The organism is Achromobacter aegrifaciens, from assembly GCF_902859735.1.
Lineage (GTDB): Bacteria > Pseudomonadota > Gammaproteobacteria > Burkholderiales > Burkholderiaceae_B > Achromobacter > Achromobacter aegrifaciens.
The window spans coordinates 79,432-103,342 of sequence record NZ_CADIJY010000006.1 but is presented as its reverse complement, the minus strand read 5'-3'; the positions used below and the strand labels follow the sequence as shown (position 1 = coordinate 103,342).

Below are 23,911 nucleotides of genomic sequence, written 5' to 3'. Positions count from 1 at the left end.
GGATGCGGCTGCCGCTGAGCGGTCTAGATGTTTGTATTGATTGTGCGCCTGTATTGGCGCAACCGGCCCTAGGGTTTTCCTGACGCAATGCGCGGTTTGTGGTGTTTTTGCTGCGGGGTGTGCAGCATGAATTCATGTGCGGTCGCAGCATTCATGGCCGTGTCGCCAGCGCCGGGTTTGCGCCGGCGCGTCTTGCGCTACGATGGCGGCGTCGAGTCACGTTAAAGGCCGCCCCATGCCGCAACTGCGCCCAGGCACGCGCGCCACGTTGCAAGTCAGGCAATTGATGCCGGGAGAATTCGCCTGGATCATCACCTTGTTTGATCCCGAATCCGGCAATGTGCGCAGCACCAATTATTCGCCCAGGCGTTATGCCAGCCAGGACGAAGCCTCCGCCGCGGGCAAGGCCGCCGTCGTTGAGTTCCTGGGCAGCGGCGGGCAGAAAGCCGCCGAACCGGCCAGGGAAGGCAAGAGCAAATCCTGACCCCGCCGGCTGCGCACGCCTGAAAGCCCTCGCACAGAGGGCTTTTTTGCATTCACGCGCAACGGGCCGGGAATGCGGTTTGCTGATGGGACTGGGCGGCGCGCCTGGCGCCGCTTTCAGGAGCAAGCCATGTCCCAGTCCATGCATCGCGAACCCGGCGGGGGCGACCCGCCCGAACCCGACGATCCCGCCTTTCCCAACAATCCGCCGCCGGACGACCCGCCGCTGGATCCGACGCGGCCGCGCAGAGATCCCGACGTCATCGATCCCGTGCAGCCGCCGCCGAATCCGCGCGCGCCCGGCACGATCGACCTGGCCTGAGCGCTGCGCGCAACGCGCAGGACATCATCCAAGGAGGCTTTATGCGTTCCATCTTGCTGTGGCTGTTGGGCGTGCCCATTCCCATCATCATTCTGCTGGCGCTTTTTTGGCATTGAACCGAGAGGTTTTCCGCCGCGGCGGCACGTATTCGAGCAGCCGCGATGAACCGTGAACAAGGAACAGATCCATGGAAAACGCAACTTCATTGAGCCAGCCCTATCCCGGCGGCGTGCCGCCGAGGGAGTCCGCCATCTCCGCCGTATCCTGGGCCGCGGTGATCGCCGGGGCGGTCATCGCCGCAGCCCTTTCCCTGGCATTGTTCGCAGGCGGCACCGGGCTGGGCTTTCTTTCTGTTTCACCCTGGAGCGGCGAGGGCGCGACTGCGCCTGCAATAGGCATCGGCCTCATCGTGTGGATGCTGGCCACGCAGATCGTTGCCTATGGCATCGGCGGCTACGTCGCGGGGCGGCTGCGCACCAAATGGGTCGACGTGCACTCTGACGAGGTTTACTTCCGCGACACAGCGCACGGCTTTCTGGTGTGGGCGTTGAGCGCGGTCGTCAGCGCCGTGCTGCTGGGCGCTTCCATCGCGGCCTTGGCTTCGGGCGTCGCCAAGGCGGGCGCAGCCGTTGCGGCCGGCGCCGGCACCGCTGCGACGGCCGCCGCTGCCGCGGGCGGGAGCGAGGGAGTGTCGCAGATGCAGGGCTATTTTTCAGACGCCTTGCTGCGCTCCGAACGGCCCGACGCCAGCGCCGACCGCAACGGCGCGAGAGTAGAGGTGGGCCGCATCATGGCGATGAGCGCGGCGCGCGGCTCGATGACGGGCGAGGACCGCGACTATGTCGTGAAGGTCGTGGCTGCGCAGACCGGCATGGAGCCGGCGGCGGCGCAGCGCCGCGTCGAGCAGGCCGTGCAGAACATGAAACAGGCTGCCGACGACGCCCGGCAAAAGGCCAAGGAGGCCGCAGACCAGGCCCGCAAGGCCGCGGCAGCATTCGCGCTGTGGGGCTTCGCCTCGATGCTGATCGGCGCCTTCGTGGCCAGTCTGGCGGCGACCTGGGGCGGGAGGCGGCGCGACGCGGTGCGGTTGCCCTGAAGATAGGGGGCTTCGAATGCGCCGAGATCGGGCGCCACAACGAAAAAGCCCGGAGCCACCAAAGTGGTTCCGGGCTTTGAATCTTGGTGGCGCATCCCTGATTCGAACAGGGGACCTGCGGATTATGATTCCGTCGCTCTAACCGGCTGAGCTAATGCGCCATTTCGATTAATCCCTGGATTTGCGTCACATCTGTGTTGCAATCAGTGATCAACGAAGAACGAAATTCTAGCACGAAATTTTTGATGCGTGCAAGCGATCAGCGATCAAATTTCAAAGAAACGCTTCAGGCGTCTCGCGCCAGCCGGATGCCCGAGAACTGCCAGCGGGCCTCGGGCGGGAAAAAATTGCGGTAGCTGGGGCGGATGTGGTCCCTGGGCGTGGCGCAGGAGCCGCCTCGCAGGACGTACTGGTTGCACATGAACTTGCCGTTGTATTCGCCTACCGCGCCGTTGTCGGGTTTGAAGCCGGGGTAGGCGTCGTAGGCGCTGGAGGTCCATTCCCAGGCGTCGCCGAATAGTTGCACGGGGCCGCCCGTGCCGTTGCGCGCAGGGGCCGGGCGCGTGTCCAGGTGGCCGTTCTCCAGCATGTTGGCGCGCCCGGCCAGCGCGCCTTCGGGCAGTTGGCGGGCGGCATGTTCCCATTCGGCTTCGCGCGGCAGCCGCACGCGCGCCCAGCGGGCGTAGGCATCGGCCTCGAAATAGCTGACGTGCGTGACCGGCGCCTGCAGTTCGAGTTCCTGCATGCCGCGCAGCGTGAAGATGCGCCAATCGTCGCGCTGTCCTTCCCAGTAGAGCGGCGCGCGCCAGCCTTCAGCGCAGACCATGTCCCAGCCCAGCGACAGCCAGAGTTCGGGCCGCTTGTAGCCGCCGTCCCGGATGAAGGCCAGGTACTCATGCTGGGTCACCAACCGGTCGGCCAGGTAGAACGGGGCCAGCAGCACGTCATGGGCCGGACCTTCGTTGTCGAAACCAAAGCCATTGCCGTCATGGCCGATGCGGGTGATGCCGCCGGCATAGCGCGTCCAGCCGGCGGGTGTGGAGGGCGGCAGTGCAGGCGGGCCGGGTGCGACGTAGGCCGGCTTGAGCGGATTGGCCGACAGCATGTGCTTCAGGTCGGTCAGGATCAGCTCCTGGTGCTGCTGCTCATGATTCAGGCCCAGTTCCAACAAGGCGTCGAAGGCAGGATCGTTGCCGCCCAGCCGCGAGATCAGTTCATGCATCGCGCCGTCCACATGCCGGCGGTAGTGCTGCACTTCCGTCAGCGCGGGACGCGACAGCAGGCCGCGGCGCGGACGCGGATGCTTGGCGCCGACGGCGTTGTAGTAGGAGTTGAACAGCATGCGGTACTGCGGATGGAAGACCGCATAGGACGGGTGAAAGCGTGTCAGCAGAAAGGTCTCGAAGAACCAGGTGGTGTGGGCCAGATGCCATTTGACCGGGCTGCAGTCCGGCATGGATTGCACCTGGCAATCCTCGGGACTCAGCGGGGCGGCCAGGGCCGTGCTGGTCGAGCGCACCGCGTCGTAGCGGTCGTGCTGGCCCGCCTGGCCGGCAGCGTAAGGTCCGGTGGCAGGGTGAGTCAGCAGGCACGCAGGTTCCATGGCGATCCTCCAGTGGCGTTGAGGGCAGGCCCGCGTTATGCGCGGGCGCTGAAAATCGAGAACCAGCCGCGGGAATCCGACCAGTGCGCGACGTCGCGGTAGCCGGCGCTTTGCAGCAGGTCGGCGAAGGCTTGGGGAGTGAACTTGTAGGAGTTTTCAGTGTGGATGCGTTCGCCGGCGCCGAACGCGCGCGCGCCGCCTGGCCAGGCTACGCGCACTGCGCGCAACGCTTCCAGATGCATTTCGATGCGCGAGTCGGCGCTGTTGAACAGCGCCACATGGCGCCAGTCGTCCACGTCGAAATCGGCGTCCAGCACGCTGTTCACGTGCCGCAGCAGGTTCAGGTTGAAGGCCGCGGTCAGGTGCAGCGCATCGTCGTAGGCGGGCTCCAGCACTTGTTTGGGCTTGACGCGGTCCACGCCGACCAGCAAGCCGCCACCCGCGCACTGTCCGCGGATTCGCCGAAGCATGGCGTGCGCGTCCGCGGGGCTGAGGTTGCCGATGCTGGAGCCGGGATAGAAGAACAGCCGCTGTTCGGCGGGAATGCTGGCCGGCAGAGCCAACGCGTGCGTGAAGTCCTGGCCGATGGCGGTGATTTGCAGGTCGGGGTAGGACAGCTGCAGGCGGCGCACTGCCGCTTGCAGGTAGTCGGCCGAGATGTCGATGGGCACGTAATGACGCGGACGCAGGCTGGGGAACAGGCGTTCAGCCTTGACGCAATCGCCCGCGCCCAGGTCGATCATCGAGAGCACCGGTCCGACGTGGCGCGCAATATCGGCGCCGTGGCGCTGGAAGATCTCGGACTCGCAGCGCGTCGGGTAGTACTCAGGGAGCTGCGTGATGGCGGTGAAGAGCGCCGAACCCAGCGCGTCATAGAGGAACTTGGGATCGATGTGCGCGTGGCGCGCCACCAAGCCTTCGTGCAGTTCAAGCTGCTCGGCGCTGGGAGGCTGCGACTCTTGCGCGATGAATTTCGGCGCGGCGGGGGCAAACAGTGCGGAAGGCGAAACCATGCGTCCTGTTCCTTTTCTGTCGTCGGGACGGCCCGTCGCCGGGGCGCCTCGGATGGGGCGGCTGGCGGTCGGGAGGCGCGGCGTTGGGAGGCTCAGACCAGGCGGTTCTGGCGCATTGCAAAAGTCTATTGTGGCCGTCAGGGCGGGGCCGGTGTCAAGCGCCAAGCCGCTGAATGCAATGGACTTTTACGAATTTGGAAGAGGCTTGCGAGGAGACCGGCCACCGGGCGTCGCAGCGGATACACGCGATACTTTTGCTTGCGTTGAAATATCGGTTTACGGCTGGTTGCCAAAGCTCGGGCGGGGTCGGGCGATGGCGGTCACAATGGCATCTTGCGTTGCACAGGCACGTGAATGCGGCGTGTTGCATCGCATCAGGCGGCCCGACTCCGCGAGGCCCGACAATTACAAGGAGCGACCATGAACCGAAAGCATCAACGCGCCGAAATGGCCCTGCACCGTGAACGGGTGAGCGACAGCTTCCACGAATTGCTGGCGGGTACGGAAGACCTGCTGCGGTCGACGGCGTCGTATACGGGCTCCGAGATCGAGTCGGCGCGAGCTCGCCTGAAGCGCCAATTGGCCGACGCGCGCGAGTCCGCCGGCGATTGGGAGGGCGCGGCGCGGGAACGCGCGCGCCGCGCAACCGCCTATGCTGACGAGTACGTGCATGAACATGCCTGGAAGTCGGTGGGCGTAGCGGCGCTGGTGGGCGCCTTGCTAGGCTGCCTCCTGGCCTCGGGCGGCCGCCGCTAAGCCCTGACGCCATGAAGCCGCCCGGGGCTGCGCGCCGGTCGGGATTGCGGCGGGATTGGTGGCCGTGGATGGCCCGCGCACGCCGGCTCCTGTTGCCGCTGGTGTGCGCGGTCTTGCTTGCGGCCTGCGCCAGCGTTCCTGACTCGCAGGAGCGCCGCGCGCGCGCATCGCAGGCCAGTCTGTCGGCCGACGCGGCGTCAGACAGCTATCGCCGCGGGCAGGGCATCGCCGCCGATCCGCGGACTCCCAAGAGCGATTTTCTCGCGCGTCACCTTGCTGTCGAGCAGGCAGTCAGCGGCGCGCCGTTGGTGGCCGGCAACCGTGTCCGGCTGCTGGCGGACGGCCCCAGCACCTACCGCGCCATGCTGCAGTCCATCGCGCAGGCCCGCCGGTACGTGCACATGGAAACCTATATCTTCGATGACGATGCCGAGGGTTCGCGCTTTGCCGAAGCCCTGATTGCGGCGCGCAACCGCGGCGCCGAAGTGTCCTTGATGGTCGACGCGGTCGGCACGATCAAGACGCCCGATGCCTTGTTCCAGCGCCTGCGCGATGCGGGCGTACAAGTCGCGATCTTCAATCCGGTCAACCCGGCGAGCGGCCGTGCGGGCTGGTCGCCGAACCAACGCAACCATCGCAAGGTGCTGGTCGTGGACGGCAAGGTCGGCTATCTGGGCGGCATCAACGTGAGCAGCGTCTACGAGTCCTCGCCAGGATCTGGATCAGGTTCGGGTTCGGGCTCGGGGTCGGGGTCGGGAAAGGGCGCCGGCAAAGCCGATTCACCGGCAGCCACAGACGCCAAGGCGGCGCCCTGGCGCGACACGCATCTGCGCATCGAAGGGCCCGCAGTGGCCCAGCTGGAGCAGGTCATCCGCGCGGGTTGGGAATCCCAGTCCAAGGAGCCGATCAAGGGGGGCGATTCACAGGTGGCGCCGCCCGTGGGTGCAACGACGGTGCGGATACTGGCCAATCAGCCGGACCGCAGCGATGGCTACACCGTCTACCTGACGCTGATGTCGGCGTTTGAAAGCGCGCAGGAATACATCCATATCACCATGGCGTACTTCGTGCCGGATCCCGCCTTCATCGAAGTCCTGACGGACGCGGCCCGGCGCGGCGTCGACGTGGCGCTGGTGTTGCCTGGCTTCAGCGACTCGTCGCTGGTGTTCCATGCGGGACGCTCGCACTATACGGACCTGCTGCGGGCCGGCGTGAAAATCTACGAGCGGCGCGATGCGCTCTTGCATGCCAAGACCGCGGTGGTGGACGGCGTGTGGTCCACGGTGGGGTCCAGCAATCTGGATTGGCGCAGCTTTGCGCTGAACTACGAAATCAATGCCGTAGTGCTGGGGCCTGAATTCGCGGCCGAAATGGAGGCGCTGTTCCAGCGCGATCTCGCCGAGTCGGTGCGGATCACGCCCGAGGCCTGGCAGGCCAGGGGCGTGGGTGACCGTTCGATGGAGTTCTTCTCGCGCATGTTCGAGCGCTGGCTGTAGCGCCCGGCGCCAGCCGGATCAGACCTGTGCGGCGGCCGGCGTGGCATGGGCGGCATGTTCTTGCGCCAATGCGGTTGTGATGTCGTGGGTAGGCTGGAACGAACTGGCCTGGGCCATGGCCCAGCCCGCGCGGAACACCTGGTGGCGGAATTCTCCGCGCAGCAGTTCGCCGGGCGCGAGTTCCGGGAACAGGGCCGACAGCAGCCGGATTTCGCTGGAGGAGATGCGGCGCGCGATATGGTGCGGGCGCAGCTGGCCGGGGTGGGTCAGGCCGGCCGCGGCAAGCAGTTCCGCCAGTGCATGCAGCGTGTTGCGGTGGAAGTTCGCCACGCGCTGCGCCTTGTCCGGCACCACCAGCGCGCGCTGGCGCAGCGGGTCTTGGGTCGTGACGCCGGTGGGGCATTTGCCGGTGTGGCAGGCCTGGGCCTGGATGCAGCCGATGGCGAACATGAAGCCGCGCGCGGCGTTGCACCAGTCCGCGCCCATGGCCATGACGCGGGCCATGTCGAAAGCGGTGATGATCTTGCCGGACGCGCCCAGCTTGATGCGGTCGCGCAGGTTCACGCCGATCAGCGTGTTGTGGACCAGGCGCAGAGCCTCGCGCAGCGGCGTGCCGACGTGGTCGACGAACTCCACGGGCGCGGCGCCGGTGCCGCCCTCGGCCCCGTCCACCACGATGAAATCCGGCGTGATGCCGGTTTCCAGCATGGCCTTGACGATGGCGAACCACTCCCAAGGGTGGCCCACGCAGAACTTGAAGCCCACCGGCTTGCCGCCGGACAGTTCGCGCAGGCGCGCCACGAACTTCATCAGGCCGATGGGCGAATCGAAGGCGGAATGGGTGGCCGGCGAATTACAGTCCTGCCAGGCCACGACGCCGCGCGCTTCGGCGATCTCCGGCGTCACCTTGCCCGCGGGCAGGATGCCGCCATGGCCCGGTTTGGCGCCTTGCGACAGCTTGATCTCGATCATCTTGACCTGCGGCGTACAGGCATTCTTGACGAAGGCCTCTTCGGAGAAAGCGCCGTGTTCGTCGCGGCAGCCGAAGTAGCCAGAGCCGATGTTCCAGACCAGGCCGCCGCCCGGCTGGCGGTGATAGCGGCTGATGCCGCCTTCGCCGGTGTCGTGCGCGAAGTTGCCCTGGCGCGCACCTTCGTTCAGGGCCAGGACGGCGTTGGCCGACAAGGCGCCGAAGCTCATGGCCGACACGTTGAACGCGGACATGGAGTAGGGCTGCTTGCATTCGGGGCCGCCCACCGTGACGCGGAAGTCGATGTCGGGGATTTGCGACGGCGACATGGAATGGTTGATCCATTCGTAGCGATCGCCGTAGACGTCTTCCTGGGTGCCGAAGGGACGCTTGTCGATCTCGCGCTTGGCGCGCTGGTAGACGATGGAGCGCTGCGCGCGCGAGAACGGCGCGGCCTGAGTGTCGTCTTCCAGGAAGTACTGGCGGATCTCGGGCCGGATGAATTCGAACAGGAACCGCAGATTGCCCAGGACCGGATAGTTGCGGCGGATGGCGTGGCGTGTCTGTGCCAGGTCATAGACGCCCAGCGCGGCCAGCAGCGTCAGCGGCACAGCCAGCCAAAGCCACCAGGGCGAGCTGGCCGCGGCCAGGGCGGCGGTGATTGCGGCGCCGATCAGGGTCAGTAAAAAAGCCGTGTAGCGGCCGAAAATCCAGCTCATGTCCATCTCCGTATTTCGGGATGGAGCAACCATACACCAGGAGCTGTCCCCCTGTGCCGGCGGACAGTCCTGGAATACTGTTTCTCAGCAGCTGGACGCCGCCGGGGTCTTTTCGACGGCGAGGCCGAAGGCCGGGCGCAGGCGCACGCCCAGGGCGCTGCCGGCGAAGGCGGCCGGCAGCCACAGCCAGGCGTGCAGGCTGCCCGACAGGATGCCGCTGAAATAGGCGCCGATATTGCAGCCGAAGGCCAGGCGCGAACCATAGCCCAGCAGCAGGCCGCCGATGACGGCGCCGGCCAGCGAGCGGGCCGGCACCTTCCAGATGGGGGCGAACTTGCCGGCGGCGCTGGCGGCGGCAAGCGCGCCCAGCATCAGGCCGATGTCCATGACGGTGGTGACGTCCTGGCGCAGCGGCGCGGCCAGCGAGGGCTGCTTGGCCCAGTAGGCCCAGGTGGCCACGTCGCCGCCGAAGGCGTCCAGGGTCTTGGCGCCCCACAGCGCAAAGGCGGAGGTGATGCCCCAGGGGCGGCCAGCCAGCGCCAGCGTGGCGAAGTTCAGCACTACCAGCGCCACGCCGCCCCAGATCAGCGGCCAGGGGCCTTGCAGCAGGGACGCCGGGCGCGCGGTACGCGAGGCGAACGAAATCACATGGCCGTGGCGGCGCTTCTCCAACGCCGTGGCTGCCCACGCGATCAGCGCGAACACGGCCAGGTTGATGGCCAGCGCGGGCGCCAGTCCCCAGGTCTTGATCAGCGAGGTCGGCGCCAGCGCCGGCAGGTTCGACCACCAGCCGAAGTTGGCGGTCGCAATGACCGAGCCGATGATGAAGAACAGCAGCGTGACCACCATGCGCGTGTTGCCGCCGCCGACTGCGAACAGCGTGCCCGAGGCGCAACCGCCGCCCAGCTGCATGCCGATGCCGAACAGGAAGGCGCCCAGCAGGACAGAGACTCCCGGGGGCGACACGAAGCCGCTGACGGGTTGGCCGAACAACGTGCCGGCTGCCAGGAAGGGGAAGAACAGCAGCACGCCCGCGGCCAGCATCAGCATCTGCGCGCGCAGCCCCGCGCCGCGGCGATCGGACACGAATACGCGCCAGGCCTGCGTGAAGCCGAAGGAGGCGTGGTACAGGGTCACGCCCAGCAGCGCGCCGACGACCCACAGCGCGCCCTGGCGCCAACTGACGGTCTCATGCAGGTACAGGGCGCCTGCCAGCACCAGCAGCACGGCGATCCACAGCGGCTTGCGGTTGATCTGGATGGGCGGCAGGGCCGAGGTAGGCAGGGGGAGAGTCGAGGCGTTGGTGCTCATGGGCGAGTCCCGGGATCTTGATACGTAAGAAAGCAAAACGGGCGCGCGCAGGCACCCGTGTGATGCTTGAAAGTCTAAAGCGGTGGACGCTTGGATCAAACCACCAATTAATGCCTTTTATATAACTAAAAGCTATATAGACGCTTATTGCAGGCGCCAAGCCAGGGCGGCCAGCGTCAGCAGCAGCACCGGCAGGGTCAGGACGATGCCTACCTTGAAGTAGTAGCCCCAGGTGATGCGCAGGCCCTTGCGCGCCAGCACGTGCAGCCACAGCAGCGTGGCCAGGCTGCCGATTGGCGTGATCTTGGGGCCCAGGTCGCTGCCGATGATATTGGCGTAGATCATCGCGTCCTTCACCGCGCCGGTGGCGCTGGTGTCCGCAATCGACAACGCGCCCACCAGCACGGTGGGCAGGTTGTTCATGATGGACGACAGGAAGGCGGTGATCAGGCCCGTACCCATCGCCGCGCCCCAGACGCCATACTCGGCGCAGCGGTCCAGCACTTGCGCCAGGTGCGCGGTCAGCCCGGCGTTGCGCAGGCCATACACCACCAGGTACATGCCCAGCGAGAACACCACGATGTGCCAGGGCGCCTCGCGCATGATGCGGCGCGTGCCGACGATGTGCTGTCGTCCCGCGATCAGCAGCAGGCCCAGCGCGCCGACGGCGGCGATGGCGCTGACCGGGATGCCCATGGGTTCCAGGATGAAAAAGCCCGCCAGCAGCAGGGTCAGCACGACCCAGCCGGCGCGGAACGTGGTCAGGTCGCGGATCGCGGAAGCGGGCGCGGGCAGTTGGCTCACGTCGTAGCGCGGCGGAATGCTGCGATGGAAGAACAGCAGCAGTACCGCCAGCGTGGACGCCACGGCCATCAGGTTTACCGGCAGCATCACCGATGCGTACTCGCCGAAGCCGATATTGAAGAAGTCGGCCGACACGATGTTGACCAGATTGGATACGATCAATGCGATGCTGCCCGTGTCCGCGATGAAGCCCGCGGCCATCACGAAGGCCAGCGAAGCGCCGGGGCCGAAGCCCAGCGCCACCAGCATTTCCATGACGATGGGCGTAAGGATCAGCGCCGCGCCGTCGTTGGCGAACAGCGCCGAAACCGCGGCGCCCAGCAGCACGATCAACACGAAAAGCAGCCGGCCGCGGCCGCCGCCCCAGCGCGCCACGTGCAGCGCCGACCATTCGAAAAAGCCGGCCTCATCCAGGATCAGGCTGGTGACGATGATGGCGATGAAGGTGGCGGTGGCGTTCCAGACGATGCGCCAGACGTCCGCGATGTCGGCCAGGTGAACCACGCCCGTGGCCAGGGCAAGCGCCGCGCCCAGCACGGCGCTCCAGCCTATCGACAGGCCCCTGGGCTGCCAGATGACCAGCGTGATGGTGAGTACGAAGATGGCGACGGCGAGCAGCATGATGAAGAACGATCAGGAAATCGGGTGTGCGCTGATCCAGGCGACCAGCAGGCTGACGGTCAGCACCGATGCGACGGTGGAAACCAGGATGGCGCGCGAGGTTACGCGGGCGTCGCGCCCGTACATCTGCGCCAGCATGAAGGGGCCGGTGCCGATGGGCAGCGCGCTCATCAGCACGGCGGTCCAGGCCCATACCGGCGGCATGGCGAAGACGTAGAACGCCAGCACCGCCGTGACGGCGGGCTGCAGCAGCAGCTTGCCGGCGACCAGGCGCATGACGCCGGGTCCCGAACTGGACGTTTCCGTCTGCGCCAGGAACAGGCCGATCGTGACCAGCGCGCAGGGACTGGCGGACGCGCCCAGCAAGGCCACGTAGCGGTCCACGCCTTCCGGCAGCGCCAGGCCGGTGAAGGCCCAGGCCAGGCCCAGCAGCGGAGCCGCCAGCAGGGGGTTGCGCAGCAGCGCGCGGCCGACCTTGAGCAGGGTCAAGGACAGATTGGGCGTCTGTTGGCGGTCGAACTCGATCAAGGCGATGGCAAAGCCGAACAGCACGCTTGCGGTGAGCAGGGTGGTGAAGGTGGCCGGCGCCATGCTGTCAGGGCCGAGCAACGCCAGGCACAGCGGAATGCCCATGTAGCCGGCGTTGGCGTAGGACGCGGCCAGCCCCTGGATGCCACGGTCGGTCAGCGCGCGCTGCGAGCCGCGCGCGCCGATAAACGAGGCGAGGAACGTGACGGCGATGCCGCCCGCGAAGGCGCCCACGAAACCCCAGTGCGCCATATGCGTCAGATCGACCTGCGTCATGGCGCGGAACAGCAGCGCGGGCAGCGACAGATACACGACGTAGCGGTTCAGCGCGTCGGTGGCGCCGGGACCCAGGATGCGCCAGCGGGCGGCGAGCCAGCCAGTCAGGATCAGCGCGAAGACCGGCAGGGCGGAGGTAACGACAGCGTTCATGGACAGGGACCTGGAGGGGCGCTCATTCTACTTGGCAGCGGTATGCGCCGTGCGCGTCACCAGCAGGATGCCGAGCGCTGCCAGGGCCATGCCCGGCCAGGCCAGCGCGGGAATGGCTTCGCCCAGGATGATCAGCGCAATGACGGCGGTGCAGGGCGGCACCAGGAAGAACAGCGCCGACACGCGGGAGGCCTCGCCATAGCGGATCATGGTCAGCAGCAAGGTGATCGCCACCAGCGAATTGCCCACGACCAGATAAGCCAGCGAAGCCAGCAGGGGCCCGGTCCATTCGATATGCATCGGCTCCAGCCAGTACGCCAGCGGCGCGGTGGCGATCAGGCCGACCGCGTACTGCACCATGTTGGACGTGACGGGATGCGTTTGCACGCCATAGCGTTTTTCATACAGCGTGCCGCCGGTGATGCAGAGCAGGGCGCTGATGGCGAACGCCAGGCCCAGCGGCGAGAGCACATCGATCGAAGCCTTGGCGATGATCACCAGCGCGGCGCCTGACACCCCCAGGCCCAGGCCTGCCCAGCGGCGGGCGTCGACTTTCTCGTGCGCGATCGCCGGCGCCAGCAGGCCGATCAGGATAGGTTGCAACGAGGTGATCAGCGCCACGCCGCCCGCCGACATGCCTTGCTTGAGAGACAAGTAGGTGAAACAGAAGTAGCCTGCCTGCAACAGCAGTCCGACCATCGCCAGATGGCCCCAGGCGCTGGCGCCGCGCGGCAGCGGCGGGCGCAGGAACAGCATGAAGGGCGCAAGTATCAGCACCACGCAGGCGTAGCGCAGCGCCAGGAACGTCATGGGGTCGGCATATGCCAGGCCCACTTTGAGCACGACGAAACCGCTGGACCAGAGAAGCAGGAAGAGCGCGGGCGCGGCTTTCAACCAGGCGGGGGGAGCGGCAGGCGGCATGTGGCGGAACATGGACGACATGGGCAAGCCGCGATCGTACCCCCTTTTGGCCATTGTTCATCCCTGCCAAAATGAGGTTTAGGATTCTTTTATTCATTTGCTGCACGCGAGGGATGGACATGTCGACCAACAAACAATCTACGGTGCGTATCGCCCTGGGCACCTGGGACCGCTTGCGCGACGACGCGTATTCGGTGCGCCATGAAGTGTTCGTCGTCGAACAGAAAGTGCCGCCCGAGGTCGAGCTGGACGACGATGACGCGGTGTCGGTGCACGCCGTGGCCTACGGCCCGGACGGCACGCCCATGGGCACGGGCCGGCTTCTGCCCGACGGCCACATTGGCCGCATGGCGGTCCACAAGAAGGCCCGCGGCATGGGCGTCGGCAGCCAGTTGCTGGACGCGCTGATCGAACAGGGCCATGGCGACGGCCATCGCATGCTGGTGCTGCACGCGCAGACGCATGCGGCAGGTTTCTACCAGGCCCATGGCTTCAATGTGGAAGGCGAGGAATTCGTCGAGGCCGGTATTCCGCACGTGGTCATGACCCGCGTGCTGAAGTAGGGCGGGCCGCCCGGCTCAAAGCGTCTGCCTGCGGGCCGGGCAAATCAAATAGGCGGGATAAAGAAAAGGGCCGCAAGAAAAGGGCCACACAAAGAAAAAACCCCGGACGCTTACGCGTTCGGGGTTTTTTTGGCGCATCACGCAGGTACCTCGTGATGTAATAATTGGTGCCCAGGAGAGGACTCGAACCTCCACACCTTGCGGCACATGGACCTGAACCATGCGCGTCTACCAATTCCGCCACCTGGGCGCTGATGCTTTACTTGTCGCTTCGCTTTCGCGTTGTTTCTTGTTCAGCAGCAGAGGAATGAGATTATGCACACTTTTTTTGAAGTGTGCAAGTCGTGTGGCTTTTTTTTCATATTTTTTTTGCTGCCGGGCGCTTTCGAACTTTCGATATAGTGTCGCCCCATGTCCCGTACCCTCTGCACGCGTTGTCTGCGTCCTCTGTCGCACTGTCTGTGCGCGCTGATTCCCTCGCTTTCCTGCCGCACTCGCGTCGTGGTGTTGCAGCATCCGAGCGAGGCGCGCCATGCCTTGAACACCGCAAGGCTGGCGGTGCTGGGGCTGGCGGGCGCGCAACGCGTGGTGGGCGAATATTTTTCGGAAGAGGATTGGGCGCTGCCAGGCCATCTGCCTCGCCTGCTGTTTCCGGGCGAGGGCGCCGAGGTGTTGGCGCCGGGCTACGGGCAGGATCTGGGCGCGCCCATCAGATTGATCGTGCCTGACGGCACCTGGGGCCATGCGCGCAAGCTGCTGCATATCAACCCGGCGCTGGCCGCCTTGCCGCGCGTGATGTTGCCCGCGGGGCTTTCCACGCGCTACCGGGTTCGTCACGCCGACGTGCCGGGCGCGCTGTCCACGATAGAGGCCGTGGCGCATGCCTTGAATGCGATTGAAGCGCCGACGAATTTCGATGCGCTGCTGCGGCCTTTCGAAGCGTTGATCGATGGCCAGATCGAAGGCATGGGCGCGGATCTGTACGCGCGGCATCATTTGAATCGCAAGGTGCCGTGGCGTTGAAACAGGCAGTGGCGGGGCGCAAAGCAAAAGCCCCGGGAATCTTGCGATTTCCGGGGCTTTTTAGCCGTTGCCATCAAGACCGCCTTGCATGGTCTTGATTGAAATTCCGTGGTGCCCAGGAGAGGACTCGAACCTCCACACCTTGCGGCACATGGACCTGAACCATGCGCGTCTACCAATTCCGCCACCTGGGCACTGAGAGATACTGTCAGAAGTATGTGATACGCTGCCGCTCTAGTCGCATCGCTTCAGTTAAAACACATTAACTAAAACATGCGTCCAAAGTGCAGTTGGTTCTACAATAAGGTTTTTAAGCAACTTGCTTTTCAAACCCCGGCTGGGTTTTAAACTTCCCGGCCCTTCTGACCATTTTCTGCTTCAGTGTTCAGCCTTGGGCGAACCACAGAAGCTGCGCATTATATACGGAAATTTTAGCTTTGGCAAAACGATCGAATAACGAATCGAATAACAACAGATCAACACCCTTGCCCGAAGCGCCGCCGGACTTCGATCCTGATGTCCCGTCCCGTGAAGCCATCCTGAAAGCGCTGCGCGCCGCAGGCTCGCCGCTGTCTCCGGTGGAACTGGCCGAACGCATGGGCGTCGAGCGCGCCGCGACGATGGTGGGATTTGAGCGCCGCCTGGGCGCCATGGAGCGCGACGGCCAATTGATGCCCAACCGCAAGGGCGTGTTGCTGCTGGCCACCAAACTGGACTTCGTCGCCGGCAAGGTGCTGGGGCATCGCGACGGCTTCGGCTTCCTGTTGCGTGACGACGGCGGCCCGGACCTGTTCCTGTCGCCGCGCGAAATGCTCAAGGTGCTGCATGGCGACCGTGTGCTGGTCAAACCCACTGGCGAATACCGCGGCAAGCCGGAAGGCACCATCGTCGAAGTCATCGAGCGCCGCACCAACAAGCTGGTGGGGCGCTTCCTGCACGAGCATGGCCTGTCCATCGTCGTGCCCGAGGACCAGCGCATCAAGCATGACATCCTGATTCCGCCCAGCGACACCAACGGCGCCCAGCATGGGCAGGTGGTCGCGGTTGAAATCATGGAGCAGCCCACTCGCCACACGCAGCCGCTGGGCCGTGTGGCCGAGGTGCTGGGCGAGATCGACGATCCCGGCATGGAAATCGAGATCGCGGTGCGCAAGTTCGACGTGCCGGTCGATTTCTCGGAAGCCGCGCTCAAGCAGGCTGCACGCCTGCCGGACGTGGTCAGGAAGACCGATCTCAAGGACCGCGTCGACCTGCGCGACGTGCCGCTCATCACCATCGACGGCGAGGACGCGCGCGACTTCGACGACGCGGTGTACTGTGAGCCCGTGGAGCTGGGCGCGGGCCAGCGCAAGCGCCCGGGCTGGCGCCTGCTGGTGGCCATCGCCGACGTCAGCCACTATGTGCGTCCGGGTGACGCCCTGGACGACGACGCGATCGAACGCGGCACCAGCGTGTACTTTCCGCGCCGGGTCATCCCGATGCTGCCGGAGTCGTTGTCCAACGGCTTGTGTTCGCTGAACCCGGACGTCGACCGCCTGGTGCTGGTTTGCGACATGGTCATTCCGGCCAGCGGCGCCAAGGCTGGTACGGTTACGGCCTACCAGTTCTATAACGCGGTCATGCACTCGCATGCGCGCACCACCTATACGAACATCTGGGCCGCCCTGCAACAGCCCGGCGGTCCTGCCGCGCACGCCATGCGCAGCGTCATGCCCCAGGTCCAGCACCTGTATGAACTCTTTCAGCTGCTGGCGCAAGGGCGCAAGAAGCGCGGCGCCATCGACTTCGACACGGTCGAGACCAAGATCGTCTGCAATGAGCTCGGCCGTATCGAGCAAATCGTGCCGTCGGTGCGCAACGATGCCCACAAGCTGATTGAAGAGTGCATGCTGGCCGCCAATACCTGCGCGGCCGACTTCATGACCCGCAGCAAGCATCCCGGCCTGTACCGCATCCACGAAGGCCCCACGCCCGAACGCCTGCAGTCGCTGCGCGAATTCCTGCGCACCATGGGCCTGTCGCTGGGCGGCGGCGAGACGCCCACGGCCAAGGATTACGGCGACTTCCTGGATTCGGTGCGCGGACGCCCCGACTACCAGCTGTTGCAGACGATGTGCCTGCGCTCCATGCAGCAGGCGGTCTACAGCCCCGACAATATGGGCCACTTTGGCTTGTCCTATCCCGGCTACAGCCACTTCACCTCGCCCATCCGCCGCTATCCCGACCTGCTGACGCATCGTGTCATCAAGGCGTTGCTGGCCGGTCAGCGCTATGTGCCCAGCCTGGAAGACCAGCCTGTGGTGATCGGCCGCACGCAGCGCGAGCACGAACATGCCATCTGGGAAAAGATGGGCCTGGTGCTGTCCGCCAGCGAGCGCCGCGCCGACGAGGCGTCGCGCGACGTCGAAGCCTGGCTCAAGTGCTGGTTCGTCAAGGAGCGCGTGGGCGAGGACTTCAGCGGCACCGTTACCGGCGTCGCCAGCTTCGGCATCTTCGTCACGCTGGACACCCTGCACGTCGAAGGGCTGGTGCATGTTTCCGAACTGGGCGGCGAGTATTTCCAGTTCAACGACGCCCTGCACGAGTTGCGCGGCGAACGCACGGGCATGCGCTACCGCCTGACCGACAAGGTGCAGGTGCAGGTGTCGCGCGTGGACCTCGAAGCCCGCCGCATCGAGTTCCGCCTGGTGCAGGGCACGAGCTTCGACGCCTTGCGCAAGGCGTCGGCCCGCAGCCCGGACGAGCCCTCGCGCCGTGTCAAGAAGGCCGCGTCGCCCAAGCCCGCCGCCCTGAAGGGCCAGACCGCCAAGGAGCGCCGCGCCGAGGCCAAGAAGGCCAGCAAGCCGCCGCGGGCGCCCAAGGCATCCAAGCGCGCAGCGCCGGCCAAGAAGGCCGCGCACAAGCGCCACTGACACTTCCTTATGGCGAGGCCGTCGTATGGCGGCTGCGCCATAAGGGGTAACATTGCATCTATGGCCGGCTTGGTCCGGTGGCCCGCCCCGCTCTGGGGCGGGTATTCGTTTATCTAAAGGTATTGCATTTATGGCGTCGACCCAAGTCCTGGCCGGGTTTCACGCGGTTGTTGCGCGGCTGCGCCACGCGCCCGACTCGATCAAGGAAATCTATGTAGAGGCGTCGCGCCGCGACAAGCGGATGCAGACGTTCATCGAGCAGGCCGAAAAAGCGGGCTGCCGCCTGCATCCGGTCCCCATGGAGCGCCTGGACGGCCTGTCCCGCGGCACCCGCCATCAGGGCGTGGTGGCGCTGGCCGAAGAGCGCCAACTGGCGGTGGACGTGGATGAGGTGCTCGATGTCATCGAAGGCCCGCCGCTGCTGTTGATCCTGGATGGCGTGACCGATCCCCACAACCTGGGCGCCTGCCTGCGTACCGCGGATGCCGCCGGCGTGCACGCCGTCATCGCACCGCGCGACCGGGCCGTCGGCTTGAACGCAACCGTGCAGCGAGTGGCTTGCGGCGCGGCCGATACCGTGCCCTATCTGATGGTGACCAACTTGGCGCGCACCATGCGCAGCCTGAAGGACCGTGGCGTGTGGCTGGTGGGCACCGACGACCAGGCCACCGACAGCATGCATCAGATCGATGCGCGCCAGCCCATGGCCTGGGTCATGGGGGCGGAAGGCGAGGGCATGCGCCGCCTGACGCGGGAAACCTGCGATCAACTGGTGAACATCCCCATGCTGGGTTCGGTGGAAAGCCTGAACGTCAGCGTGGCCAGCGCCGTCTGCCTCTATGAAACCGTGCGCCAGCGCCGTTCCTGATTCATCCGTCTTGCCTATCTTGTAGACCATATCCTCTTCGCGTCAGCCCATCATGCACCAGAACGGCTTTACCACCACGATCCTCCATTCCGACCGCAAGCAATCCGTCGAGCACGGAGCGGTGCACAAGCCCATGCATCCGTCCTCGGAGTTCGCCTACGAAGACGCCCGTGAGCTGGCCGCGGTCTTTCAGGGCAAGGCCGGCTTTACCTACGCCCGCCAAGGCACGCCCACCACCACCGCGCTGGAGGCCAAGGTCAACCAGATGGAAGGCGGCAAGGGCACGGTCAGCTTCGCGACCGGCATGGCGGCGCTGGCCGCCATCTTCACCACGCTGCTGCGCCGAGGCGACCATCTGGTGTCCAGCCAGTTCGTGTTTGGCAACACCAACAGCCTGCTAGGCACGCTGCTGGAACTGGGGGTGGAAATCACCTTCGTGGACGCGACGGATTCGGCGCAGGTGCGTGCGGCGATCCAGCCCAACACCCGCATGGTTTTCACCGAGACCATCGCCAATCCGGGCACGCAGGTTGCTGACCTGGCCGTGATTGGAGAAATCTGCCGCGAGAAGGGCCTGGTCTACGTGGTCGACAATACGCTGACCTCGCCCTGGATGTTCCGGCCTGTCTCGGTCGGGGCGTCCCTGGTGATGAACTCGCTGTCCAAGTACATCGGCGGCCATGGCAATGCGTTGGGCGGCGCCGTCACGGACACGGGGCTGTATGACTGGTCGAATTACGCGAACATCTACGAGGCCTATCGCAAGGGACCGTCCACCAGTTGGGGGCTCACGCAGGTCAAGAAGAAGGGCCTGCGCGACATGGGCGGCACCCTGGCTGCCGAGCCTGCGCACCGCATCGCGGTAGGCGCCGAGACCCTGGCCCTGCGCATGGCCAAGCACTGCGCCAACGCGTTGGCGCTGGCGCGCTTCCTTGAGGATCATCCGGGCGTGGCCAAGGTGCATTACCCCGGGCTGGCCAGCCACCCGCAGCATGCGCGCGCGGCGGCGTTGTTCGGCTCGCGCTTCGGCGGCCTGTTGGGCGTCGAACTGGCGGACGGGGTGGACTGCTTTGATTTCCTGAACCGCCTGCGCATCGTGCTGATGGCGACTCACCTGGGCGATACGCGCAGCCTGGCGCTGCCTGCCGCCCACACCATCTATTACGAGATGGGCGCCGAGCGCCGCAAGCAGATGGGCATCGCGGACAGTCTCATCCGCGTGTCCGTGGGCATCGAAGACGAGGCCGATCTGCTGTTTGATTTCGATCAGGCGCTCAACGGCTGCCTGCAGGGATAATGCGGCACGCGCGCGACCGGTGGCCGGGCGCGCCTGCAACGCAATCGGGATAGCGCCCATGCTCATACAGATCGCAGAAGTTTTCACGCCAGAAGAGGCGGCCGAGATCCGGCGCCGCCTGGACGCCGCCGATTGGGTCGACGGCAAGGTCACCGCCGGCTATCAGTCGGCCGAGGTCAAGCGCAATCGCCAACTGCCGGAGCAGCATCCCCTGGCGCAGGAGCTGGGCAACCTGATCCTGCAGCGCCTGGCGGCCAACAACCTGTTCATGTCGGCCGCGCTGCCGCGCAAGATCTTTCCGCCCTTGTTCAATCGCTATGAGGGCGGGGAGGCATTCGGCTATCACGTGGACAATGCGGTGCGCGGCATCGCCGGCACGGCTGAGCGCGTGCGCACGGACCTCTCGGCCACGCTGTTCTTTTCCGAGCCCGATTCCTACGATGGCGGTGAGCTGGTCATCGACGACACCTATGGTCCGCGCGCAGTGAAGCTGCCCGCAGGGCATATGGTGCTGTACCCGGGCACCAGCCTGCATAAGGTCAATCCGGTGACGCGGGGCGCGCGCGTATCGTCGTTTTTCTGGATGCAGAGCCTGGTGCGCGAAGACAGCCAGCGCGCACTGCTGCTGGACATGGATGTGGCCATACAACGCTTGAATCAGGATGCCGCGGGTCATCCCTCCATCGTGCAACTCACCGGCATTTATCACAATTTGCTGCGTCGATGGGCCGATGTCTGACGCAAGTTAACGATCGCGTTCGAGGGTGTCGCGCAAACCCCGAAATGCGTGTTTCTGTTTATTGCGAAACGGTCTAAAAGCTAGTATTGACGCGGGTTGTGGTGAGGTTTTCGCTTGACAGCCGCGCCACGCCAAGGCCTAATACACGTCTGCGTCGCTGGTGATTTGAAGGCAATTTGCCATTGAATCCAGGCGGCGCAGCAGTTTAAAAGTTGTGCTTCGCAGCGCAAGAAAAAAGTTTATCCACTGTCTGTTCGTCGTTTGTCGGTTTTGCGTCTTCTGCGGCGTCCATCATGACGGCCATGAACTGCACTCCGGCAGACTCCATACCTTGTGAGGGGTACACCTGAATGAACAAAACCGAACTCATCGATCACATCGCCAGCAAGGCCGACATCTCCAAGGCCGCCGCTGGTCGCTCGCTCGACGCCCTGATCGGTGCCGTCAAGACCACCCTGAAGAAGGGCGGTACGGTTACGTTGGTTGGCTTTGGCACGTTCGCTGTGTCGGCTCGCGCCGCGCGCACCGGCCGTAATCCGCGCACTGGCGAAACCATCAAGATCAAGAAGGCCAAGGTGCCGAAGTTCCGTCCGGGCAAGGCCCTGAAGGACGCCGTCAACTAATGGACGGCGGGCGGGTCGCAGGCATTCAGGCCTGGCGATTTGCCCACAACTGCGCGGTCCGGTATACTCCGGCCCGCGTATTGCTTTTGAGTGCCCCGGTTGGCAGTTGCTTGTACGGATTTTTCGCGAATTTCGTCTTGAGGCTGCATCAAAATGGGTGCTTAGCTCAGTTGGTAGAGCGGCGCCCTTACAAGGCGTAGGTCACAGGTTCGACCCCTGTAGCACCCACCAAAAGCTACGATATGCGCTCCACACAAAACCCGCACACGTCATGGTGGCGGGTTTTTTGTTTTGCGCGCGCCGCATCGCTCGTGCCGGTTGATCTCGCTCAGAAATGTAGGACGGAATCAGATGAAATAGGACGTGCGAATCATTCGCATTTAAGATATTATTGTGGGCTTGTACCGGTCAGCCGGCGTCGCCATCGCGTGTGCGTCTTTCCTGGCTGGCCGGATAAGTCAATGCACCCTGGCTGATTCATGCCTAGTTTTCAACGCGGTTGGAATTCTTCTTCGCGCTCTTCATTCGGTATACGCGCAGGCGCTGGCCTGACGGTCCTGGCGCTGCATGCGGCAGTGGTAGGCGCCATCTTCATGGCACCCGAGAATCGTCCTGAACTCGAAGAACCCGAAGCCATCATGGTGAGCGTGGTGGATGCGCCCATTCCCCAGATCGCCAAGGCCGAGCCCACTCCCGAGGAGCCGCAGCCGGTGACGGAAACTCCGCCCGAGCCGCCGCAGCCCGAGGTCGAGCCCGAACCGGAGCCTGAACTCAAGCCCGAGCCGGAACCTGAACCCGAACCGGAGCCGGTGGTTGAAAAGCCGCCGATGCCGGCGCCCAAACCCAAGCCCAAGCCGCCACCCAAGCCTAAACCCAAACCCGAGCCCAAGCAGGACGTCAAGGTCGAGCCCAAGCCGGAAGCGCCAAAGGCGCCGCCCAGTGGCGCGCCCGAAGGCACGCAGGCGCCGCAAGGGCCGCAGCAAGGGCCGCCGCCGGATCAGCCGGTGCTGGTATCCAGCATCGAATTCCAGGGGGCGCGCCCCATGCCCAATTACCCGATGGCATCGCGCCGCATGCGGGAAGAGGGGCGCGTGGTGGTGCTGGTCGAGATCAACACCCAGGGGCTGGTCGAGCGGGCAACCATCGATGCGTCCTCGGGCTTTCCGCGCCTGGACGAATCGGCGCTGGCAGCCGCCCGCAAGGGTCGTTTCAAACCGTATACCCGTAACGGCGTGGCCTATCCCGCCAAAGCCAAAATTCCGTTCGATTTCGTAATGAGGAACTGAGATGTCCAACGCACTGCATAGCGCCACCCTGGTGGCGCAGGCGACCACCAGCCCGGCAGCGCCGGCTGCCGCCGCCGCTGCGCCTGCCGCGGCTGCGGCCGCGCCCGCAGCTCAACAAGCCGCCTCGGCGGTCGGTGCCACGGCTCAGCAAGCCGCCGGCGCTGTCCAGCAATCGGCCGACGCGCTGCACGGCGCCGCCGCCGCGCTGCCCTCGGCGCTGCCTGCCGCGCCGGCCCCCGCCGCGGTCCCCGACATGGGCTTCATGCACTTCATCGCGCAAAGCGACTTCGTCGGCAAGGGCCTGTTCATCATCCTGATCCTGATGTCGCTTGTGACCTGGTACCTGATCCTGGTCAAGGTCGCGAGCAACGTCAGCATGCGCAAGCGCTCCGCGGACTTCCTGAACAAGTTCTGGAACGCCAGCTCGCTCGAACAGGTCGAAAACGAAATCGTCACGCATGGCGCGCGCGATCCGTTCTCGCACCTGGCCAGTCACGCCATGCATGCGCAGGCGCATCACAACAAGTTCGGCGCGACCAAGCTTGAAGAGTCGGGCAGCAACTCCGATTTCGTCACGCGCACCATGCGCAAGGTCATCGACGAAGAAACCGCGAAGCTGGAAAACGGCCTGACCGTGCTGGCTTCGGTGGGTTCGACGGCGCCGTTCGTGGGCCTGTTCGGCACGGTGTGGGGCGTGTACCATGCTCTGGTCGGCATCGGCCTGTCCGACGGCGTGACCATCAACCGCATCGCCGGTCCGGTGGGCGAAGCGCTGATCATGACGGGCCTGGGCCTGGCGGTCGCCATTCCCGCGGTGCTGGCCTACAACACCTTTGTGCGCAACAACCGCGTGTTCCTGTCGCGCCTGGATGCCTTTGCGCATGACTTGTTCGCGTTCCTGACCACCGGCCAGCAGGTCGCTCTGTCCGACGGCAAGGTGCGCGCCCTGCGCCGCCAGAACGGCAACGGCGCTGCGGCTCAACGCGGGAGCGAATAATGGCCTTTGGCAGCTTCGAGGGCAAGGGATCCGGAAGCCATACGGTTTCCGAGATCAATATGGTGCCCCTGATCGACGTGATGCTGGTGCTGCTGGTGATCTTCATCATCACCGCGCCGCTGCTGGCGCATTCGATCAAGATCAACATGCCCCAGGTGGCCGCCGAGCAGATCGAGGAAGAACCCAAGACCGTCGACCTGGCGATCGATGCCAGCGGGGCGCTGTTCTGGGACGAGAAGCCGGTCAATATCGATGACCTGCCCAACCGCTTCAAGTCGATCGCCGGCACCAAGCCGCAACCCGAGATCCGCATCCGCGCGGACCAGAACACGCGTTACGAGACCCTGGCCAAGGTCATGGCTTCGGCCCGCCGTTCGGGCATGACGCGCATCGGGTTCGTGACCACGCCTCCGTCCGGCGGCGTCGCCGGCTCCGCAGCGCCCGCTGCGGCCGGGGCCGCCCCGGCTCCGTCCGCACCTTGAACGCTTCCCGGCCCCGGGGCGCATTTCGCGCCCCGTTCCGGCCGGGATC

The 23,911-nt window shown here is 65.3% G+C and carries 22 protein-coding genes and 4 tRNA genes; 16 read left to right on the top strand and 10 right to left on the bottom strand.

Annotated features, from left to right (window positions below; genetic code table 11):
• The first annotated feature begins 235 nt into the window (after positions 1-235).
• The 3 genes from HV766_RS18975 (at position 236) to HV766_RS18965 (ending at position 1,901) form a co-directional block, all read left to right on the top strand.
• A complete protein-coding gene (locus tag HV766_RS18975; RefSeq protein ID WP_119450523.1) occupies positions 236-484 on the top strand; it encodes a hypothetical protein in 249 nt (82 codons plus the stop codon).
• A 129-nt stretch (positions 485-613) separates the two neighbouring features.
• Entirely contained in the window at positions 614-805 is a 192-nt protein-coding gene (locus tag HV766_RS18970; protein WP_054451115.1) for a hypothetical protein, read from the top strand.
• Between the two features lie 187 nt (positions 806-992).
• On the top strand, positions 993-1,901 hold the full coding sequence (locus tag HV766_RS18965; RefSeq protein WP_175181689.1) for a hypothetical protein: 909 nt from the start codon (positions 993-995) through the stop codon (positions 1,899-1,901).
• 84 nt (positions 1,902-1,985) lie between these two features.
• On the opposite strand, the gene HV766_RS18960 is transcribed toward HV766_RS18965, so the two are convergent.
• The 3 genes from HV766_RS18960 to egtD form a co-directional block, all read right to left on the bottom strand.
• Positions 1,986-2,062: transfer RNA gene (locus HV766_RS18960), tRNA-Met, on the bottom strand.
• Positions 2,063-2,187: 125 nt separating this feature from the next.
• Entirely contained in the window at positions 2,188-3,504 is a 1,317-nt protein-coding gene (gene egtB, locus HV766_RS18955) for an ergothioneine biosynthesis protein EgtB (protein ID WP_054451117.1), read from the bottom strand.
• A 35-nt stretch (positions 3,505-3,539) separates the two neighbouring features.
• Positions 3,540-4,517 carry an L-histidine N(alpha)-methyltransferase gene (egtD, locus tag HV766_RS18950; protein WP_054451118.1) on the bottom strand — a complete coding sequence of 326 codons (978 nt, stop codon included), beginning with the start codon at positions 4,515-4,517 and terminating at the stop codon, positions 3,540-3,542.
• A 420-nt stretch (positions 4,518-4,937) separates the two neighbouring features.
• Here egtD and HV766_RS18945 point away from each other — a divergent pair, with 420 nt between their 5' ends.
• Together HV766_RS18945 and HV766_RS18940 are read left to right on the top strand one after the other, a co-directional pair.
• On the top strand, positions 4,938-5,273 hold the full coding sequence (locus tag HV766_RS18945; protein ID WP_054451119.1) for an ElaB/YgaM/YqjD family protein: 336 nt from the start codon (positions 4,938-4,940) through the stop codon (positions 5,271-5,273).
• Positions 5,274-5,341: 68 nt separating this feature from the next.
• Entirely contained in the window at positions 5,342-6,769 is a 1,428-nt protein-coding gene (locus HV766_RS18940; RefSeq protein WP_125473629.1) for a phospholipase D-like domain-containing protein, read from the top strand.
• A gap of 18 nt (positions 6,770-6,787) precedes the next feature.
• On the opposite strand, the gene HV766_RS18935 is transcribed toward HV766_RS18940, so the two are convergent.
• From HV766_RS18935 to HV766_RS18915, 5 genes are all read right to left on the bottom strand, one after another.
• Positions 6,788-8,458: an FMN-binding glutamate synthase family protein gene (locus HV766_RS18935; RefSeq protein WP_175181688.1), complete on the bottom strand. Its 1,671-nt coding sequence runs from the start codon at positions 8,456-8,458 to the stop codon at positions 6,788-6,790.
• A gap of 84 nt (positions 8,459-8,542) precedes the next feature.
• Positions 8,543-9,769, bottom strand: a complete 1,227-nt coding sequence (locus tag HV766_RS18930; RefSeq protein WP_119450519.1) for a YeeE/YedE family protein — start codon at positions 9,767-9,769, stop codon at positions 8,543-8,545.
• A 144-nt stretch (positions 9,770-9,913) separates the two neighbouring features.
• Positions 9,914-11,194, bottom strand: a complete 1,281-nt coding sequence (locus HV766_RS18925; RefSeq protein WP_054451123.1) for an arsenic transporter — start codon at positions 11,192-11,194, stop codon at positions 9,914-9,916.
• 12 nt (positions 11,195-11,206) lie between these two features.
• On the bottom strand, positions 11,207-12,151 hold the full coding sequence (locus HV766_RS18920; RefSeq protein ID WP_175181687.1) for an AEC family transporter: 945 nt from the start codon (positions 12,149-12,151) through the stop codon (positions 11,207-11,209).
• 27 nt (positions 12,152-12,178) lie between these two features.
• A complete protein-coding gene (locus HV766_RS18915; protein WP_175163411.1) occupies positions 12,179-13,072 on the bottom strand; it encodes a DMT family transporter in 894 nt (297 codons plus the stop codon).
• Positions 13,073-13,185: 113 nt separating this feature from the next.
• Here HV766_RS18915 and HV766_RS18910 point away from each other — a divergent pair, with 113 nt between their 5' ends.
• A complete protein-coding gene (locus HV766_RS18910; protein WP_370126826.1) occupies positions 13,186-13,635 on the top strand; it encodes a GNAT family N-acetyltransferase in 450 nt (149 codons plus the stop codon).
• Positions 13,636-13,800: 165 nt separating this feature from the next.
• On the opposite strand, the gene HV766_RS18905 is transcribed toward HV766_RS18910, so the two are convergent.
• A tRNA-Leu gene (locus tag HV766_RS18905) sits at positions 13,801-13,885 on the bottom strand.
• Positions 13,886-14,046: 161 nt separating this feature from the next.
• On the opposite strand from HV766_RS18905, the gene HV766_RS18900 reads away from it, so the two are divergent.
• Positions 14,047-14,658 carry a tRNA-uridine aminocarboxypropyltransferase gene (locus tag HV766_RS18900; protein WP_054451125.1) on the top strand — a complete coding sequence of 204 codons (612 nt, stop codon included), beginning with the start codon at positions 14,047-14,049 and terminating at the stop codon, positions 14,656-14,658.
• Positions 14,659-14,767: 109 nt separating this feature from the next.
• On the opposite strand, the gene HV766_RS18895 is transcribed toward HV766_RS18900, so the two are convergent.
• Positions 14,768-14,852, bottom strand: a tRNA-Leu gene (locus HV766_RS18895).
• Positions 14,853-15,095: 243 nt separating this feature from the next.
• Between HV766_RS18895 and rnr the strand changes: the two genes are divergently transcribed.
• From rnr to HV766_RS18850, 9 genes are all read left to right on the top strand, one after another.
• Positions 15,096-17,570: a ribonuclease R gene (rnr, locus tag HV766_RS18890; RefSeq protein WP_119450517.1), complete on the top strand. Its 2,475-nt coding sequence runs from the start codon at positions 15,096-15,098 to the stop codon at positions 17,568-17,570.
• Between the two features lie 130 nt (positions 17,571-17,700).
• On the top strand, positions 17,701-18,438 hold the full coding sequence (gene rlmB / locus HV766_RS18885) for a 23S rRNA (guanosine(2251)-2'-O)-methyltransferase RlmB (RefSeq protein ID WP_013392619.1): 738 nt from the start codon (positions 17,701-17,703) through the stop codon (positions 18,436-18,438).
• A 52-nt stretch (positions 18,439-18,490) separates the two neighbouring features.
• Entirely contained in the window at positions 18,491-19,735 is a 1,245-nt protein-coding gene (locus HV766_RS18880) for a cystathionine gamma-synthase family protein (RefSeq protein WP_054451127.1), read from the top strand.
• A gap of 58 nt (positions 19,736-19,793) precedes the next feature.
• Positions 19,794-20,474 (top strand): Fe2+-dependent dioxygenase, encoded by a 681-nt coding sequence (locus HV766_RS18875; protein ID WP_119450515.1) that lies wholly within the window; start codon positions 19,794-19,796, stop codon positions 20,472-20,474.
• 350 nt (positions 20,475-20,824) lie between these two features.
• The gene (locus HV766_RS18870; protein WP_003812968.1) at positions 20,825-21,097 is read left to right on the top strand and encodes an HU family DNA-binding protein; all 273 of its coding nucleotides are present in this window, start codon (positions 20,825-20,827) and stop codon (positions 21,095-21,097) included.
• Positions 21,098-21,252: 155 nt separating this feature from the next.
• Positions 21,253-21,328 (top strand) — tRNA-Val (locus HV766_RS18865).
• A gap of 248 nt (positions 21,329-21,576) precedes the next feature.
• On the top strand, positions 21,577-22,383 hold the full coding sequence (locus HV766_RS18860) for an energy transducer TonB (protein WP_054451129.1): 807 nt from the start codon (positions 21,577-21,579) through the stop codon (positions 22,381-22,383).
• Between the two features lies 1 nt (position 22,384).
• On the top strand, positions 22,385-23,380 hold the full coding sequence (locus HV766_RS18855) for a MotA/TolQ/ExbB proton channel family protein (RefSeq protein ID WP_054451130.1): 996 nt from the start codon (positions 22,385-22,387) through the stop codon (positions 23,378-23,380).
• Entirely contained in the window at positions 23,380-23,862 is a 483-nt protein-coding gene (locus HV766_RS18850) for an ExbD/TolR family protein (protein WP_054451131.1), read from the top strand. The genes HV766_RS18855 and HV766_RS18850 overlap by 1 nt, the downstream gene beginning before the upstream one ends.
• The last annotated feature ends 49 nt before the right edge of the window (positions 23,863-23,911 follow it).